The sequence below is a fragment of the Brucella anthropi ATCC 49188 genome, assembly GCF_000017405.1.
In the GTDB taxonomy this organism is placed as follows: Bacteria; Pseudomonadota; Alphaproteobacteria; order Rhizobiales; family Rhizobiaceae; genus Brucella; species Brucella anthropi.
In genome coordinates, this window is record NC_009667.1 from 1,139,524 (window position 1) to 1,155,189 (window position 15,666).

Below are 15,666 nucleotides of genomic sequence, written 5' to 3' on the forward strand. Positions count from 1 at the left end.
ATTTGTTTGCTTATATCCGGTCTCAGGCCCGGCGCTTGAAGCGGGCCGCGAAGAAGCCGTCCATGCCAGCCATGTGCGGATTGCCTTCAAAACGATCCGGCGGCAAGTCTGCCGGAGTGGATCGCAGAAAGCCTTCTGCTGTGACCAGCCCATCCAGAAGCCCGTTCAGACTGGGGCAATCCTGCTCCGTGATCGGGAAAGGTTCCAGCAACGGATTTTCCGCTGCCTTGCGTGCCATTTCCTCGCCTTCGAGCGGGTGCAGCGAACAATTGGAAAAGACGATTACGCCGCCGGGTTTGACCAGAGTGGCCGCGTGCGCCAAAAGTTTGCCCTGAAGTTCGGCAAGCTTTGCTATGTCCTGCGGCGTCTTGGTCCAAGGCACATCCGGATGACGGCGCACAGTGCCGGTGGAAGAGCAGGGCGCATCCAGAAGCACGGCATCGAACAGTTCGTCCGGCTGGAAATCCATCAGATTGGTGGCAACGGTCTTCGCCTCGAAGCCGAGACGTTCCAGATTGCCGCGCAGGCGCTTCAGCCGATTTTCGGAAAGGTCGAGCGCGGTCACATTGGCGCCCTGAAGTACGAGCTGCGCCGTCTTGCCGCCGGGGGCGGCGCACAGATCGGCAACCCGTTTGCCCTTGATATCACCCATCAGGCGCGCAGGCAGGCTCGCGGCCACATCCTGCACCCACCAGTCGCCTTCGGCAAAGCCGGGCAGGTCGGTGAGATTGCCTTCGACCGTTTGCAGGCGCACCGAACCGTTGGGCAGTGCGACGCCACCGAGCTTTTCGGCCCATGCCTTTGCGTCACCCTTGACCGTGAAATCGATCGGCGGCTCATAGGCATGCATGGCAAGAATGGCTGCTGCTTTTTCCGCGCCATAGGCGTCGGTGATGCTTTTGGCAAACCACTCCGGCACATTGGTTTCGGGCTCAAGCGTGTGGGCGAGAGCACGTTCCTTGTTGCGCGAAAGGCGACGCAGCAGCGCATTGACGAGACCGGCATATTTGCGATTGCGCGGATCGGCATTGGCCGCTTCCACCGCCAGATCGACGGCGGAATGATCGGGCAGATTGAGATAGAAAATCTGGGCGATGGCGACATGCAGAAGATGTTTCAGCGCCACGGCGTTTTCCGGCAATGGCCGGTCCAGACGCTTGTTGATGGCGCGTTCGATGCTGCCGCGATTGCGGAGCGCAGAACCCAGAATGGCGCGAACCAGCGCGCGGTCGCGCGGCTCCAGCGCCAGATATTGCGGATGGCCGTGCGTATTGTCGGTCAGGCCGTCGAGCGAGGTGTTCTTTTCGATTACCGCGCCAAGAAGGCGTGCCGCACACAAACGCGCCGCCAGACCGGGGCGCAGGTCTGCGGCATTGGTGTTCATTTGCGGCTTTTTATTTCCACGCTTCGGCGCGGGCTTTTTATCGTTCACACTGTTCTACTTTATTTAGGACCACGGCCCCCGATAACCGGAACCGCCATTGCTGTTACCGCCTGCATTACCCCATGGACCGCTGCTTTGGGAAGGGGCAGCGGCACGCGGTGCCATTCCAGCGGAGCGGATGCCCATTTCGGCAGCCATCTGTTCAAGTGCGGCGATGCGGTTATCGGTATCAGGGTGTGTCGAGAAAAGATTGTCCGCACCACGTCCGCTCAAGGGATTGATGATGAACATATGCGCGGTTGCCGGGTTGTGTTCGGCTTCCTCGTTCGGGATGGCCTTGGCGCCGCGCGCGATCTTGCCCAGCGCCGAGGACAGCCACAGCGGATTTCCGCAGATTTCCGCACCGCGCTTGTCGGCGGCATATTCGCGGGTGCGGCTGACGGCCATCTGCACGATCATCGCGGCAAAGGGCGCGACGATCATGGCGAGAATGGTGCCGACCACACCCATAATGCCGTTGCCGTTCTCGCGATTGCCGCCCAGGAAGAAGGCAAAATTGCCGAGCATGGATATGGCACCGGCAAGCGTTGCGACGATGGTCATGGTCAGTGTGTCGCGGTTCTGGACGTGCGCCAGCTCGTGCGCCATCACGCCTGCGACTTCTTCCGGCGTCAGGCGGTTGAGGAGGCCAGTCGTGGCTGCAACGGCAGCATTTTCGGGATTGCGGCCCGTGGCAAAAGCGTTCGGCTGGTCTTCATGGATAATGTAGACCTTCGGCATCGGAAGGCCCGCATTGGCGGCGAGCCCACTCACCATGCGGTAATAGTCCGGTGCGCTGCGCTCATCCACTTCCTGCGCATTGTACATGCGCAGCACCATCTTGTCGGAGTTCCAGTAGCCGAACAGGTTCATGGTGACTGCAATCACAAGCGCAATCATCATGCCGCCGCCGCCGCCCAGCAAATAGCCGATGCTCATGAACATGACCGTCATGAGGGCGATCAGCATGGCAGTTTTTGTCATATTCATCTGCGGCGGTCTCCAAATCCTAGGCTGCATGACCCGCAAGGGTTTTGCACGGCAAGCCTTTCTGCCTATATGATGGGTATGAACAGGCTTTGCTTCAATGTTCGAAGCAAAAACCGAGAACGGGATTGTGACCGATGAGCGAAAAAACCGAAAGCCCGCAAAACGTCGACAAGCGCACGTTCGAAGACCTGCCGCCTGCTGCCCAGCGCGCATTGAAGGAAGCTGAAGCGCGCCGCGCTGCCGAAAAGGCAAACGAAGCGCCCCGCGAAATCGGTGGTCGCGGCGGCAAGGACCCCGCCCGTTTCGGCGATTGGGAGATCAAGGGTCGGTCGATCGATTTCTAATAAGTTTGGGATATTGTCGCCCTGCTGGCCTGCAAATCGCGCTCTTCTGCGCTTCCGGTGCTCATGTACTTTTAAGTACACTCCGCTCCGGTTCTCAAAGATCACGATTTTCGTCTCAGCAGGACGACAATCTCATCAAACTTGGGCGCCTTCTCAGACCGCGTTGTTAAAAAAGCCCCGGTTTCCCGGGGCTTTTTATTATTTCTTGTTCTGGCGATTTTCGATCAGGTCGTCCACGACGCCCGGATCGGCCAGCGTCGAGGTATCGCCCAGTGCACCAAACTCGTCTTCGGCGATCTTGCGCAGGATGCGGCGCATGATCTTGCCCGAGCGGGTTTTCGGCAGGCCCGGCGAGAACTGGATCTTGTCCGGCGTGGCAATAGGACCGATTTCCTTGCGCACGTGCTGGGTCAGCTCCTTGCGCAGGGCGTCTTCGTCCTGAACTGCTTCGCCGGTCATCAGCGTGACGTAGCAATAGATGCCCTGTCCCTTGATCGGATGCGGATAGCCCACGACAGCGGCTTCTGAAACCGAGTGATGCGAGACGAGTGCCGATTCGATTTCTGCCGTGCCGAGGCGATGGCCGGAAATGTTGAGCACGTCATCGACGCGGCCTGTGATCCAGTAGTAACCGTCTTCGTCGCGACGGCAGCCGTCGCCGGTGAAGTACTTGCCCTTATAGGTCGAGAAGTAGGCTTCGATGAAGCGCTTGTGATCGCCGTAAAGCGTGCGCATCTGGCCCGGCCAGCTGTCGATGATGCAGAGATTACCGTCCACCGCACCTTCAATGACAGCGCCTTCATTATCGACCAGTTCCGGCTTGATGCCGAAGAACGGTCGTGTTGCCGAACCTGGCTTGAGGTCGGTTGCGCCGGGCAGCGGGGTGATGAGAATGCCGCCGGTTTCCGTCTGCCACCATGTATCGACAATCGGCGACCGCTGGTCACCAACGACGTTGTAATACCATTCCCAGGCTTCCGGGTTGATCGGCTCGCCAACCGAACCGAGCAGGCGCAGCGTCGAACGCGACGAGCGGGTGACGAATTCATCGCCGGCGCCCATCAGGGCGCGGATGGCCGTAGGCGCAGTGTAGAAGATATTGACGTGATGCTTGTCGACGACTTCCCAGAAACGTCCCTGATCGGGGAAGTTGGGCACACCCTCGAACATCAATGTCGTCGCGCCGTTGGCGAGCGGGCCGTAGACGATATAGGAGTGACCTGTCACCCAGCCCACATCCGCCGTGCACCAGTAGATGTCGCCGTCATGATAGTCGAAGACATATTGATGCGTCATCGATGCATAGACGAGATAGCCGCCGGTTGTGTGCAGCACGCCCTTCGGCTTGCCGGTGGAGCCGGAGGTGTAGAGGATGAAGAGCGGGTCTTCCGCATTCATCGGTTCCGGGTCGCAGGTCGGTTCGACGCTAGCAACTTCCTGATGATACCAGAGATCGCGGCCCGGTCCCCAGCTTACCTTGCCGCCGGTGCGGCGCACGGTGAGAACCTTGTTGACCATGACATATTGCTTGGCCGCAATGTCGATGGCGGTATCGGTGTTTTCCTTCAGCGGAACCGGCTTGCCGCCGCGCACGCCTTCGTCGGCCGTGATGACGAAAGTGGATTCGCAGTCGACGATACGACCGGCAAGTGCTTCCGGTGAGAAACCGGCGAAGACGACGGAATGCACAGCGCCGATGCGCGCGCAGGCCAGCATCGCATAAGCCGCTTCCGGGATCATCGGCAGATAGATCGTGACACGGTCGCCCTTCTTAACGCCGTGCTTCTTCAGCACATTGGCGAGGCGGCAGACATTCTCATGCAATTCGCGATAGGTGATCTTCTTGTCGATATAGGGATTGTCGCCTTCCCAGATGATCGCAACCTGATCACCACGGCTCTTCAGGTGGCGGTCGATACAGTTATAGGAAACGTTGGTAACGCCGTCCTCATACCATTTGATGGATACGTCGCCGTTGAAATCGGTGTTCTTGACCTTGGTGAAGGGCTTGAACCAGTCGATGCGCCGTCCGTGCTTTGCCCAAAAGCTGTCCGGGTCGCTCACGCTTTCCTGATACCATTCGAGATAGGTTGCGTTGTCGATGAGCGTGTTTCTCTTTGCCTCGGCAAGGACCGGGTAAAGCTTTTCCGACATGATTTCCTCCTTCAGCATTCCGCGAGCCGGACGATATCCCGCTCGTATAAATGCACCCAAAAACTGACCGGCACCTCCCGCCGGATGAGACGGTCCACCGTGAAAGGCGAGACCATCGGGTGCCCTGTCTACCTTCCATTGCGGGCAAGGTAAATTAGACAATCGGCGCGTCTAGGATCCACAATGACGCATCGTCAGAAATAGCAACTGGCAGCACTCGCTGTCGAATGGTGCTAATATATTGTTTTTACAGTTTAAAAACCATTTGGAGTGATTATCTCCTATTCAGGAGCCTGACAATAAGGCTCTTCACAAAAAGGGGAAATCGCCATGACGACGTCCGCTTTGAACGCAAAGTCAGCCTTCGAACTCCAGCTCGCCGGTTATGGTCTGACGACGGCGAAAGTTTTCTACCACTTGCCTGATCACCCGCATCTGCTGCAGCTTTTCGTCTGGCAGGATTATGACCTCGCGCCCGATTTTCCGGTGCTCAATCATTTCATCGAATTCTGGAATCGGGAAATCGACGGGCCGTTGCATTCGGTCAGCTATACGCATTTCCGGCTGCTTGGCCCCTCGGACTGGAGGAATGTGCAGGGCGAGATCGTCCTGCATTAGGAGCATTTCCAGCAAAAGTGTGAAGCGGTTTTGCGTAGGATAATGCGACAAGAACAAACAGTAGGGGTGACAATTCAGGTGGGGTTGGCATAGCTCCGTCCGCCGAAGATGGCCGAGCCGACACGCACCGATGTCGCGCCGAAACCGATGGCGGTTTCATAATCGCCCGACATGCCCATGGAGAGCTTTTCGACCTGTGCCTCGCGGGCGAGCTTTTCCAGAAGCGCGAAATGCGGCCCCGGATTTTCATCCGCAGGCGGGATGCACATCAGCCCCTCGATGGCGAGGCCGTGTTCCTTGCGGCAGCGCTCGACAAAGGCGACGGCTTCCTTCGGCGCAATGCCGGCTTTCTGTTCTTCAAGTCCGGTATTCACCTGCACGTAGAGCTTTGGGGCCTTGTTCTGCTTTTTGATCTCGACAGCGAGAGCTGCGGCGATCTTTTCGCGGTCGACGGTTTCGATGACATCGAAGAGGGCGACGGCATCGGCGGCCTTGTTGGATTGCAGCGGGCCGATGAGATGCAGTTCGATGCCGGAATAATCGTCGCGCAGTCCAGGCCATTTGGCTTGTGCTTCCTGCACGCGGTTTTCACCGAAGACGCGCTGGCCTGCGTCGAGGACCGGGCGAATTTCTTCGGCATCGAAGGTTTTCGATACGGCGACGAGCGTCACGGAAGCCTTGTCGCGCTGTGCTTCCTCTTCGGCATTGGCGATTGCGGCCTTGACCGTGTTCAGGTTCGCTACGATATCTGACATGAAACTCTCGCTTTCAGGCTTTTCATCCGCAAAAGGTTGACGCTTTCGCCAATACGTGGTGAAGGTCGCCATTAAACATCGACTCTCCTTATTGCATCACCTTCGTACGAGTAAATACGGTCATGGCAGCCGAACGTTATAATCCGCGCGTGGCGGAAGCTCATTGGCAGAAAGTCTGGGAAGAAGACCGGACCTTCGAAACCGACAATAGCGACAGCCGCGAGAAATATTATGTGCTCGAGATGTTCCCCTATCCATCGGGGCGCATCCATATGGGCCATGTGCGCAACTATGCGATGGGTGACGTTGTCGCCCGTTACAAGCGCGCCAAGGGTTTCAACGTGCTTCATCCGATGGGATGGGACGCGTTCGGCATGCCTGCGGAAAATGCAGCGATGCAGAACAAGGTTCATCCGAAAGAATGGACCTACCAGAACATCGCCACGATGCGCAGCCAGCTCAAATCGATGGGGCTTTCGCTCGACTGGGCGCGTGAATTCGCGACCTGCGATGTGGAATATTATCATCGTCAGCAGATGCTGTTCATCGATCTTTTCGAAAAAGGTCTGGTGACGCGCAAGACCTCCAAGGTCAACTGGGACCCGGTCGACAACACCGTGCTTGCCAACGAGCAGGTGGTGGACGGTCGGGGCTGGCGTTCGGGCGCGCTGGTCGAACAGCGCGAACTGACGCAATGGTTCTTCAAGATCACCGATTTCAGCGAGGAATTGCTGGCCGGTCTCGACACGCTTGACCAGTGGCCGGAAAAAGTCCGCCTGATGCAGCGCAACTGGATCGGCAAGTCGGAAGGCTTACAGGTTCGTTTCACGCTCGACGGCAAGACGGCGCCGGAAGGTTTCTCGGAAGTCGAAGTCTATACCACACGCCCCGACACGCTGTTCGGTGCGGCTTTTGTCGGGATTTCCGCCGATCATCCTTTGGCCAAGAAGCTTGCCGAAAACAATGCATCGCTGACCGGCTTCATCGAAGAATGCCACCAGCACGGCACCTCGCTTGCAGCGCTTGAAACCGCTGAAAAGAAGGGTTTCGATACTGGCGTCAAGGTCAAGCATCCGTTCGACGAGAACTGGGAACTGCCGGTCTATGTCGCCAATTTCGTCCTGATGGAATATGGCACGGGCGCGGTGTTCGGCTGCCCGGCGCATGATCAGCGCGACCTGGATTTCGCCAACAAGTACAAATTGAAGGTTACGCCTGTCGTTATGCCGAAGGGCGAGGATGCGGCAGGCTTCAGCATCGGCGAAACGGCCTATACCGACGATGGCGTGATGATCAACTCACGCTTCCTCGACGGCATGACGCCGGAAGCGGCCTTCAATGAGGTGGCGAACCGTCTGGAACAGACCAGTCTCGGCAACAGCCCGCAGGCAAGCCGCAAGGTGCAGTTCCGTCTGCGTGACTGGGGCATTTCGCGCCAGCGCTATTGGGGCTGCCCGATCCCGATGATCCATTGCGAAAGCTGTGGCGTCAATCCGGTGCCGCGCGCCGATCTGCCGGTCAAGCTGCCGGACGATGTCGAGTTCGACCGTCCGGGCAATCCGCTCGACCGTCATGCAACATGGCGCCATGTGAAGTGCCCGAAATGCGGTGCCGATGCGCGTCGTGAAACCGATACGATGGACACGTTCGTCGATTCGTCCTGGTACTATGCGCGCTTTACGGCACCATGGGAAAACGAACCGACCGACCGCAAGGTCGCCGATCACTGGCTGCCGGTCGATCAGTATATCGGCGGTATCGAACACGCGATCCTGCATCTGCTCTATTCGCGTTTCTTCACCCGCGCGATGAAGGTGGCCGGTCACGTCGGCATCGACGAGCCGTTCAAGGGCCTGTTTACGCAGGGCATGGTGGTGCACGAAACCTACAAGGCCAACGGCCAGTGGGTGGCACCTGCCGACATTCGTATCGAGGAAACCGACGGCAAGCGCAGCGCGGCCCTGCTCTCGACAGGCGAGCCGGTGGAAATCGGTTCCATCGAGAAGATGTCGAAGTCGAAGAAGAATGTTGTCGATCCGGATGACATTATCGCTTCCTACGGTGCTGATACCGCGCGCTGGTTCATGCTGTCTGATTCGCCACCCGAGCGTGACGTGATCTGGACGGAAGCCGGTGCCGAAGGCGCCCATCGTTTTGTGCAGCGCGTCTGGCGTCTGGTGGCGGAAGCTGCCGAACATCTGAAGGACGTTGCGCCCAAGACCGGGACGCAGGGTGAAGCCCTTGTTGTTTCCAAGGCTGCGCACAAGGCGGTCAAGGCTGTCGGTGACGATATCGAGAAGCTCGCCTTCAACCGTGGCGTTGCCCGTCTTTATGAGCTGGTCAACACGGCTGCTGCATCCCTGCAGCAGGTGGCTTCGGGCAATGCGGATGACGAGTTGAAGAGTGCCGTCCGTGACGTCACCGAAAAGCTCATCCTGATGCTGGCGCCGATGATGCCGCATCTGGCTGAACAGTGCCTGGCCGTACTTGGCGGCAAGATTGCCGGTCGTGAAACGCTGGTTGCCCGCAGTGCCTGGCCGGAATTCGATCCGGCATTGGTGGTGGAAAACGAGATCGTTATGCCGGTGCAGATCAACGGCAAGAAGCGTGGGGATTTGACAATCGCCCGCGACGCTGATCAAGCTAGCATCCAGCAGGCGGTGCTCGAACTTGACTTCGTCAAGGCTGCGCTCAACGGGAGCTCGCCGAAGAAGGTTATCGTGGTGCCGCAAAGGATCGTCAATGTCGTTGCCTGACCGCTTTTTCTCCGCAATCAAAGCTTTCCGGGTTGCGTTTTTCGCACTCGGGGCCGCGGTTCTGATGGCTGGATGCACCGTGCAGCCGCTTTACTCCTCCGGCGCTGGTGCCGGTGGAACCATAGGCGGCAGCGTGACGCCGGACATGCGCACCAAGCTTGCTTCGGTGGCCATCGATCCGGCCGGCGATGTGTTTCAGCAGCAGGTCCGCAATCGCCTGATCTTCCTGCTTGGCGGTGGTGCCGGTGAACCGGCCAACCCGACCTATCGGCTTGGTCTTGGCCTGAGCAGCAATACGATCTCCGCGGTGAGTGTGGATATTGGCGATCAGACCGACCGTACAGGCCGTCCATCGGCTGGTATCGTCAAGGCGACGTCGAACTTCGTGCTGCGTGACAAGGACGGCAAGCCGCTTGCCGCAGGCACCCGCACGGTTGGCGCTTCCTTCGACCGTCCGCGTCAGGAATTCGCAAACCTTCGTGCTGAACGCGATGCGCGCAAGCGCGCTGCCGAAGAACTTGCCGAACAGGTGTTCCTCGCTCTGGCGCAGAAATTGTCGAAGCTCTGATTGGGCTTCGACCTGACATCGAAAAGCGGTGCCGCAAGGTGCCGCTTTTTTTGTTTTAGATACTAGAAAAATTGCAGTAAATTCAGAAGGGTAACATTGCTGTGCCTTGCCAACATTCATGTGTCTTCTTGTTTTTCATGAAGTGATTGGCAACCTGAATGCTTCTGCGGGCGCATGATGCGTCCGCTGGTTCAAACCAGTTTTTACAGGAGTAGTTGGATGAAGCGGTTTTCCATGACGATGGGCAGTCTCGCGATTTTGGCCGGGCTGGCGGTTGCCGGTCCTGCGATGGCACAGGAAAAGACAGCGCCGTTGCAATGGCAATATTTCCAGGCGGATGAGAATGGCTTCAATCGTACGCCTGTCCTTCTGACCGGAGACAAGGAAGCCATCCTGCTCGATGGCGGCTTCACGCTTTCGGACGGCAAGGCGGTTGCCGAGAAGATCAAGGAAACGGGTAAGAAGCTGACCACGATCTATGTGAGCCAGAGCGATCCGGACTATTATTTCAGCCTTGGCCCGATCAAGGCCGTCTTTCCTGATGCGCGCATCATCGCAGCCCCTGAAACGGTCGATGCGATCAAGGGTAATATCGAGGCGAAACTGAAGGTCTGGGGTCCGCAACTCAAGGACAATGGCCCGCAGAAACTGTCGGATGTCGTTATTCCCGAAGCTTCCGATGTGAAGGCGCTGGAGCTTGAGGGCAATGAGATTGAAATCGTTCCCGCCGAAGGCATGACGAACAGGCGTTATCTCTGGGTGCCTTCATTGAAGGCGGTGTTTGGCGGTGTTCTGATAACGGCAGGCGAGCATGTCTGGCTTGCCGATACGCCCGATCTTGCCCAGCGTGAGGCATGGATCAGAAATCTCGATACGATTGCTGCACGCAATCCTGAAGTGGTTGTTCCGGCGCATATGAAGCCCGGTTCGGCGACGGATGTTTCGGCAATCAAGTTCACCCGCGATTATATCGCGGCCTTCGACGAGGAAGCGGCGAAAGCCAAGGATAGCGGCGAACTGATCGCAGCAATGAAGAAGCGTTATCCTGATCTTGGCGGTGAAAGCAGCTTGGAACTCGGTGCAAAGGTCATCAAGGGCGAGATGAAGTGGGAATAAGCTGGAGCATTTCCAGCAAAAGTGCGAAGCGGTTTTGCGTAGGATAATGCGTAAAAACAAAAAGATAGAGTATTTTCAACGATTAAATTTAAACTGGAAATGCTCTAGTCTCAAATTGACAGGCGGCTATAAAGGCGGTGTGGATTTCACGCCGCCTTTTCATTTGCAGGGGCCCGATCAAACCATGCGTCTCGTTTCGTTTTCTGCCAAAGGCTATCGCTCGCTGCGTTCCGTCCGGTTTGATCTCGGACAGGTGACGGTTTTCGTTGGCGAGAATGGTGCCGGAAAATCCAATCTCTATCGGGCGTTGCAACTGGTGAAGGCGGCGGCGGAGGGCAATCTCTCTACTGAAGTGGTGCGCGAAGGCGGGATGCAATCGGCCATGTGGAGCGGCAATCGCCGCAAGCACGAATCGGCGCGCATCATTCTGGAAGCGGACTTTGAAGACGAGCGGCTCGCCTCGCGTCTTTCCTATCGTGTCGAGGCAGGTCTGCCGCCGCCGGTTTCCGGTGCCTTTCCCTTCGAGCCGCAGATCAAGGAAGAACAGCTCAATCTCGATACCGGTCGTCGCCCCGTGGATCTGATGGATCGGCGCGGACCTGCGGTTTTCGCGCGGGACGGGGAAGGGCGGCGCATGGAGCACCCGGCGCGCCTGCTGACTTCGGAAAGCGGGTTGGCAGTGCTTGGGCAATCCGGCCATTATCCGGAGATAGGCGATCTTTCCGCGCAGATACGTGGCTGGCGCTTTTACCACGGTTTTCGAAGCGACCGTGATGCGCCGGTGCGTCAGCCGTCCATAGCCGCAACTGCTGCGATGCTGGACGAGGACGGTGGCAATCTTGCCTCCGTCTTTGCCACGCTTGCCCATATCCGGCAGGATACGGTCGACCTTGATCGTCTGGTTGCCGACGCGCTGGAGGGTGCCAAGCTGGTCGTTCCCTATCCGGAAGAAACGGCGACTTTCGGCCTGAATTTCCCGGCTTTCCCGCCGCGAACATTTCGCCCCGGAGAATTGTCCGATGGACAGATTCGCCTGCTGGCTCTGGCGGGTGCACTGCTTTCCTATCGCCTGCCGCCACTGATCGCGCTCAACGAGCCGGAGGCAAGCCTGCATCCCGATATGATCCCGTCACTTGCCCGCATGATCGCGCAGGCATCCGAACGCAGCCAGATATGGGTGGTGACTCATTCAGCCGCCCTTGCCAGTGCCATTGCGGAGCAATGCGGCGCAAGACCGATCCGGGTGAGCAAGCAGGACGGGGAAACGGTGCTGGAATAAAAAAGGCGAGCCGATGGCCCGCCTTTTCATGTCTCTGAAAATCGTCGATCAGGCGATCTTCTGACCGGTCTTCGCCCAATCGGCGAGGAAGGTTTCGAGGCCCTTGTCGGTCAGCGGATGCTTGACCAGTGCCTTGAGCGTTGCCGGAGGCGCGGTCACGACATCGGCGCCGATGAGGGCTGCTTCCTTGACATGATTGACGGTGCGAACCGAAGCGGCAAGAATTTCGGTGCGGTAATCGTAATTGTCGTAAATCGTGCGGATTTCGGCAATCAGCTCCATGCCGTTGATGCCGGTATCGTCGAGACGGCCAATGAACGGCGAAATGAAGGTCGCGCCGGCCTTGGCTGCCAGAAGCGCCTGATTGGCCGAGAAGCAGAGCGTCATGTTGACCTTGTGACCATCAGAAGACAGAGCCTTACAGGCTTTCAGTCCGTCGAGGGTTACAGGCAGCTTGATGCAGATATTGTCAGCGATCTTGGCGATGACGGCCGCTTCCTTCATCATCTGCTCATATTCGGTCGCGGCAACCTCGGCAGAAACCGGGCCCTTGACGATGTTGCAGATTTCCTTGGTCACTTCGATAATGTCACGACCCGACTTCAGGATGAGGGACGGGTTGGTGGTCACGCCATCGACCAGCCCAAGGTCGTTGAGCTCGCGGATTTCCTTGACGTCCGCAGTGTCCACGAAAAACTTCATAACAGCGTTCCTCCATAATGAGCGCGGGTGGATTTGAGGAATTTAAAACCATTTAATTCCCGGAAGGTGGCTTTTCTTTAGCGCAAAGCCGCGCCAAGGTCACGCGATCATGTCGAAAGATTCGCACGATATTGCAAACCCCATTTCTGGTCTGTTTCCGGAGCTCGCACCACGGGTCGTTCCCGTACTCGTGCCCATGCCCGCGGAGCGGCCTTATTCATATATGGTTCCGGAAGGGATGAACGTCCAGCCCGGATCGATCGTGCGCGTGCCGCTCGGACCTCGTGAGGTGGCGGGGATCGTCTGTGAGGGGGAAACCGACGCCGTTGACGCCAGAAAGTTGCGGGCGATTTCCGAAGTTTTCGACTGCCCGCCGGTGGGAGCCGACATGCTGCGCTTCATGCGCTGGGCAGCTGACTACACTCTTTCGCCGCCAGGCATGGTGGCGCGCATGGTCCTGCGTGTGCCAGCTGCATTTGATCCCGAACCATCGGTGCCGGGTCTTCGCTATTCCGGCGGTGAGCCGGAGCGTATGACCGAAGCGAGGTCGCGGGTGATGGAGCTTGCCCGCGACGGGCTTGCATGGACCAGATCCGGCCTTGCCCATGCGGCGGGTGTCTCCATGACGGTCGTGGACGGGTTGAAGACGCAAGGTATTTTCGAGGAAGTCATGCTACCGCCGCCAGCCGTGGTGGCAAAGCCCGATATCGACTATGCACGGGCCACGCTTTCGGAAGACCAGCAGGCGGCGGCTGAAATGCTGTCGGAAGCTGTCGAAGCCGATTGTTTTTCGGTTTCACTGCTCGATGGCGTGACCGGATCGGGCAAGACCGAGGTTTATTTCGAAGCCGTTGCCAAGGCGATCGAGCAAGGCAAGCAGGTGCTGATTCTCCTGCCTGAGATCGCGCTGACACAACAGTTTCTCGACCGGTTCCACGATCGTTTTGGGGCAAAGCCTGCCGAATGGCATTCCGACCTTGCACCCCGCACCCGGGAGCGCGTCTGGCGGCAGATTGCCGAGGGTACGGTGCGGGTGGTGGCAGGGGCGCGGTCGGCGCTCTTTCTGCCCTTCAAGGAACTGGGGCTGATCGTTGTCGATGAAGAACATGATCCGGCTTACAAACAAGAAGACCGGGTCTTCTACAATGCGCGCGACATGGCGGTGGTGCGCGGCCATATCAGCGGCTTTCCGGTGGTGCTGGCATCGGCCACGCCATCCATCGAGAGTCAGGTCAATGCGGAGCAGGGGCGTTACAAGCGAATCAAGCTTTATGGTCGCTATGCGGAAGCCGCACTGCCCGATCTGAAGACCATCGACATGCGGCGTTCTCCGCCACCGCCGGGCCGGTTTTTGTCGCCCGCACTGACCGAAGCTGTCGGCAGGACGGTGGAACGCGGAGAGCAGGCGCTTTTGTTCCTCAACCGGCGCGGTTACGCGCCTTTGACCTTGTGCCGGGTCTGCGGCCACCGCTTTCAATGTCCGCAATGTTCAAGCTGGCTCGTGGAACATCGTTTTCGCGGGCAGCTGATGTGTCATCAGTGCGGCTATCATGAGCCGGTGCCGGAGGCTTGTCCCGAATGCGGCACCCTGGATCATCTGGTCGCCTGCGGTCCGGGTGTGGAGCGCATCGCGGAAGAAGTCGCGGCAACGTTCAGCGAAGCGCGAATCATAGTTCTTTCGTCTGATATGGCAGGCGGCGTGAAGCGGCTGCGGCTGGAACTCGATGCTATCGCAAAAGGCGAGGCGGATATCGTGATCGGCACGCAGCTTGTTGCCAAGGGGCATAACTTTCCCAACATGACATTGGTGGGTGTCGTGGATGCCGATCTGGGGCTTGCCAATGGCGATCCCCGCGCGGCTGAGCGCACCTTCCAGCTTCTCAATCAGGTGACGGGACGCGCCGGTCGAACCGGTCGCAAGAGCCTCGGACTGATCCAGACCTACCAGCCGGATCATCCGGTGATGCGGGCAATCGTCAGCAGCGACGCAGACGCATTCTACGCCCGTGAAATTGAGGAGCGCGAACGCAGTACTTTGCCGCCTTTCGGGCGGCTCGCCGCGTTGATTATTTCCGCGGACAACCGGCCCGATGCCGAAAATCATGCGCGTGCGCTTCGCCGTGCGGCACCCTCATCCCCGGAGATTTCCGTGCTCGGGCCCGCCGAGGCACCGCTTGCGCTCGTGCGGGGAAGACACCGTTTCCGCATTCTCGTGCACGGGACCAAACGCGCCGACATTCAAGGATTTATCCGCGTCTTGCTTGCCAACGGGCCGAAGGAAAAAGGCTCGATAAGGGTGCAGGTGGATATCGATCCGCAAAGCTTCCTTTGACATGCCTTTGAGATGCAAAGGCGTGGAAGATCGCCGGAAATTCCGCTACAGATTTCCAGTTTGGTTTGATTGTGGGGAATATTCTATCTGATTATCTCTCCGCATGTCTTGATCCCAAAACCGGTTCCCACTTTTGGGAGACATGCTTATACGGCAAGAAACGACGAGGGTAATTGCGATGGAATTCTATCTTCCTGCCACGACCGGAGAATGGCTTGCCTGGGGCTCTGCCGCCATCACGGCGCTTGCTGGTCTTGTCATGCTTTTTGCGCCCGGCATAACGATGAAGCTGTTGCGGCTCCAGCCGATCAATGGCCGTCCCGAAGGCTACGGCTCCATCCGTGCGACGCTCGCTGGGCCCTATCTCGGCGTGGGGCTCGGATGCCTCGTTTTCGCGCAGCCATTCCTCTGGGTCGTATTGGGTTCCGTCTGGGGATTTGCGCTGTTCGGACGCTTCATTTCGATGATGTCGGATGCGGGTGGGCGCAAGGGCGGACCGAGCGGCGGACGCTTCTATGGCGGTCTCGCAGCGCTGGTGGAGTTCGTGCTTGCAGCAGGTCCGCTGCTCTACGCTTTCGGCTTCATTTCCTGATCGGAAAGAGCTCTGTTCTGCACGTCTGACGTGCAGG

The 15,666-nt window shown here is 58.3% G+C and carries 13 protein-coding genes; 8 read left to right on the forward strand and 5 right to left on the reverse strand.

Annotation, left to right across the window (positions count from 1 at the left end; genetic code table 11):
• Window positions 1–22: 22 nt before the first annotated feature.
• Window positions 23–1,432, reverse strand: a complete 1,410-nt coding sequence (locus OANT_RS05635; RefSeq protein WP_040129082.1) for an RsmB/NOP family class I SAM-dependent RNA methyltransferase — start codon at window positions 1,430–1,432, stop codon at window positions 23–25.
• A gap of 15 nt (window positions 1,433–1,447) precedes the next feature.
• Window positions 1,448–2,413 carry a zinc metalloprotease HtpX gene (htpX, locus tag OANT_RS05640; RefSeq protein WP_012091250.1) on the reverse strand — a complete coding sequence of 322 codons (966 nt, stop codon included), beginning with the start codon at window positions 2,411–2,413 and terminating at the stop codon, window positions 1,448–1,450.
• Window positions 2,414–2,547: 134 nt separating this feature from the next.
• Here htpX and OANT_RS05645 point away from each other — a divergent pair, with 134 nt between their 5' ends.
• The gene (locus OANT_RS05645) at window positions 2,548–2,757 is read left to right on the forward strand and encodes a DUF1674 domain-containing protein (RefSeq protein ID WP_012091251.1); all 210 of its coding nucleotides are present in this window, start codon (window positions 2,548–2,550) and stop codon (window positions 2,755–2,757) included.
• A 198-nt stretch (window positions 2,758–2,955) separates the two neighbouring features.
• On the opposite strand, the gene acs is transcribed toward OANT_RS05645, so the two are convergent.
• Window positions 2,956–4,911, reverse strand: a complete 1,956-nt coding sequence (acs, locus tag OANT_RS05650; protein WP_010661479.1) for an acetate--CoA ligase — start codon at window positions 4,909–4,911, stop codon at window positions 2,956–2,958.
• A gap of 330 nt (window positions 4,912–5,241) precedes the next feature.
• On the opposite strand from acs, the gene OANT_RS05655 reads away from it, so the two are divergent.
• Window positions 5,242–5,529 carry an usg protein gene (locus tag OANT_RS05655; RefSeq protein ID WP_006471250.1) on the forward strand — a complete coding sequence of 96 codons (288 nt, stop codon included), beginning with the start codon at window positions 5,242–5,244 and terminating at the stop codon, window positions 5,527–5,529.
• A 74-nt stretch (window positions 5,530–5,603) separates the two neighbouring features.
• On the opposite strand, the gene OANT_RS05660 is transcribed toward OANT_RS05655, so the two are convergent.
• Window positions 5,604–6,284 (reverse strand): YggS family pyridoxal phosphate-dependent enzyme, encoded by a 681-nt coding sequence (locus tag OANT_RS05660; RefSeq protein ID WP_040130051.1) that lies wholly within the window; start codon window positions 6,282–6,284, stop codon window positions 5,604–5,606.
• A gap of 122 nt (window positions 6,285–6,406) precedes the next feature.
• Here OANT_RS05660 and leuS point away from each other — a divergent pair, with 122 nt between their 5' ends.
• From leuS to OANT_RS05680, 4 genes are all read left to right on the forward strand, one after another.
• Window positions 6,407–9,040, forward strand: coding sequence for a leucine--tRNA ligase (leuS, locus tag OANT_RS05665; protein WP_012091253.1), 2,634 nt, complete (start codon window positions 6,407–6,409; stop codon window positions 9,038–9,040).
• Window positions 9,027–9,608 carry an LPS assembly lipoprotein LptE gene (lptE, locus tag OANT_RS05670; protein WP_010661475.1) on the forward strand — a complete coding sequence of 194 codons (582 nt, stop codon included), beginning with the start codon at window positions 9,027–9,029 and terminating at the stop codon, window positions 9,606–9,608. The genes leuS and lptE overlap by 14 nt, the downstream gene beginning before the upstream one ends.
• A 219-nt stretch (window positions 9,609–9,827) precedes the next feature.
• The gene (locus OANT_RS05675) at window positions 9,828–10,724 is read left to right on the forward strand and encodes an MBL fold metallo-hydrolase (RefSeq protein WP_012091254.1); all 897 of its coding nucleotides are present in this window, start codon (window positions 9,828–9,830) and stop codon (window positions 10,722–10,724) included.
• A 184-nt stretch (window positions 10,725–10,908) separates the two neighbouring features.
• Window positions 10,909–12,003 carry an AAA family ATPase gene (locus OANT_RS05680; RefSeq protein WP_040130055.1) on the forward strand — a complete coding sequence of 365 codons (1,095 nt, stop codon included), beginning with the start codon at window positions 10,909–10,911 and terminating at the stop codon, window positions 12,001–12,003.
• 48 nt (window positions 12,004–12,051) lie between these two features.
• On the opposite strand, the gene fsa is transcribed toward OANT_RS05680, so the two are convergent.
• Complete coding sequence (fsa, locus tag OANT_RS05685) at window positions 12,052–12,705, reverse strand: fructose-6-phosphate aldolase (protein WP_010661472.1); 654 nt, start codon at window positions 12,703–12,705, stop codon at window positions 12,052–12,054.
• Between the two features lie 109 nt (window positions 12,706–12,814).
• On the opposite strand from fsa, the gene OANT_RS05690 reads away from it, so the two are divergent.
• Both OANT_RS05690 and OANT_RS05695 read left to right on the forward strand, forming a co-directional pair.
• Entirely contained in the window at window positions 12,815–15,037 is a 2,223-nt protein-coding gene (locus OANT_RS05690) for a primosomal protein N' (protein ID WP_012091256.1), read from the forward strand.
• Window positions 15,038–15,215: 178 nt separating this feature from the next.
• Window positions 15,216–15,629, forward strand: a complete 414-nt coding sequence (locus OANT_RS05695; protein ID WP_012091257.1) for an AGROH133_08824 family phage infection protein — start codon at window positions 15,216–15,218, stop codon at window positions 15,627–15,629.
• The last annotated feature ends 37 nt before the right edge of the window (window positions 15,630–15,666 follow it).